2 protein-coding genes are annotated in these 2,179 nt (G+C 68.0%); one reads left to right on the top strand and one right to left on the bottom strand.

From position 1 onward, the window contains the following. Positions 1-1,013: Calx-beta domain-containing protein (locus AC1D12_RS31535; RefSeq protein ID WP_477845122.1), on the bottom strand; the 1,013-nt coding region annotated here is incomplete at its 3' end. 352 nt (positions 1,014-1,365) lie between these two features. Here AC1D12_RS31535 and AC1D12_RS31540 point away from each other — a divergent pair. Then, positions 1,366-2,179, top strand: an 814-nt coding sequence (locus tag AC1D12_RS31540) for a glycoside hydrolase family 5 protein (protein ID WP_477845123.1), incomplete at its 3' end; no start/stop codon positions are given.

Consider the following 2,179-nt stretch of genomic DNA (forward strand, 5'->3'; position numbering starts at 1 on the left):
AAGAAGTAGTCGAGCGTGCCACCGGTCATCAGCACGCGCCACGCGTCCTGCCCGGCGCCCAGGCCGAAGAAGTAGGGCTCGTTGTAGAGCGAGAAGATCACCGAGCCGTTGCCCTTGAAGGCGGTCGCCACCGAGGTCCAGAAATCGAGCGAGTGGTCCGCATTGGCCATCTGCGTCTGCACCATCGGGCAGGCGTTGCCCGGTGCGCCCCAATGCAGTTCGATGATCACGTACAGGCCGGCGGCGTTGGCCTGCTGCACCTGCGTCGCGATGGCGGCGCGGTAGTTGCCGCCGGGGTCGCCCTGGCGCGTCACGCCGTCGGTGTCGACGCAGGTGAGGCCCAGCCACGAGGTCTCGTTCAGCGTGAAGCGCACGGTGTTCGCATGCCACGCCTGCAGGGCCGGCCACCTCGGCCCGCCCGGTTGCCCGGCCTGCCCGCCGGACGGGTCCCCCGGACTCCAGCCGCCGATCGCGACGAACTCGAAGCCGCTGAAGCTGACGCCGCGCAGCTGCAGCACGTTGCCGGCGGCATCCACCAGGCGATTGCCCTGCACGCGCACCGCCGGCACCGTCGCGGCGGTCGCGGGCGTGATGCGGATCGATGCGGAGGCCGGCGCCCCGAGTGCCAGGCCGTTGGTCGGGTTCGACAGCGCCACGGTGAAGGTCTTGTCGACCGTGTTCGCCGTCGCGTTGCCGATCGGCAGCGACAGCGTCTTGGGCGCACTGTCGCCGCTGGCCCAGGTGAGGGTGCCGCTGCGGGCCGTGTAGTCGGTGCCGGCCAGCGCGCTCCCGTCGGATGTGGCAAAGGCCACGCTGCCGTCGCGCGAGCCGTCGGCGCGGTTCACCGTGACCGTCAGCAGCCCGACGTTCTGCGCCACCGCGTAGCTCGCCGCAGACAGCGCGACGCTGCCCGCCGGCAACGGCGGCGGCGGCGCATCGCCACCGCTGCCGCCACCGCAACCGGCCGCGAACATCGCGGCCACCAGGACCAGGGCAGTACGTGTGGATGACATGAAGACCTCGCGCCGAGCACCACGCTCGACGGCACGATCTCACGCCGCGCGCGCAGACTCTGTGCGGTGTCGAACACGCGCGCTGCGCAGGGTCATGCAGGGCGTTCGCGCATCCGACGCCGCGATGCGGCACGGAGTGCCCGGCAATCGCACATGCGCGTCCGGAAGTTTTTTTTTCCTTACTGTGCGTTACCGCATAGACGCTGAACTATCGGCGTGCGCGACCTATCTTAAGAGGGCTGGCGCACAGACGATTCATCGCTCTGGTGCCTTGCGCCCCTCCGATGCCAAGCACGCCCATGGCGCGCCGGAGGCCGTCACGCCGACCGCTGCCCTGGAGTCACCCCCTCTGATGAACAACTGCCTCGTGAAGCGAGCGCTGCGAGCGTTCGCGCTCGTCTTTCTTTCCACCGCCTGCACCCTCTCGATGGCCGCGGGCTACACCGCCCGCGCCGGCAAGATCTACGACGAGGCCGGGCAGGAGCTGCAACTGCGCGGCATCAGCCATTTCGGCTTCAACGCGACCATCCTGCAGCCGCAGTTCCTGTGGGCGATGGGCTGGAAGCAGCAGATCGCGCAGATCAAGAGCCTGGGCTTCAACGCGATCCGCGTGCCCTTCGTGCCCGACACGCTCTACAACCCGACGCCGGTCAACCAGCTCAGCTACCTCGATCCGAACCTGAACGCCGAGCTGATCGGCAAGACGCCGCTGCAGGCACTGGACCTGTGGATGGCCGAGGCCGACCGCCAGGGCATGTACGTGCTGCTCGATTTCCACAGCGTGTCGATGCAGCGCCAGTACCCGACTTGGTTCGTGTCGAACCCGGCCGACTTCGGGCTCATCTACAACAAGCAGGCCTACACGAAGGAGAACTGGACGCGCGACCTCGCCTTCGTCGCGAAGCGCTACGCCCACCTGCCGCATTTCTTCGCGATCGACCTCTACAACGAGCCCAACGGCATCGTGCGCTGGAGCACCGGCGACGCGAACGCCGCCAACCCGGTCAACTTCTGGAAGGCCGCGGCCGAATCCGCATCGGCCGTCGTGCTGGCCGCGAACCCGAAGCTGATGGTGTTCGTGCAAGGCATCAACGGCAACTTCGACGGCCGCGAGAAGAGCAACGTGCCGATGAACTGGGGCGAGGATTTCCAGCCGCAGGCCTACA

The sequence above is a fragment of the Rhizobacter sp. P1_G5 genome, assembly GCF_056405435.1.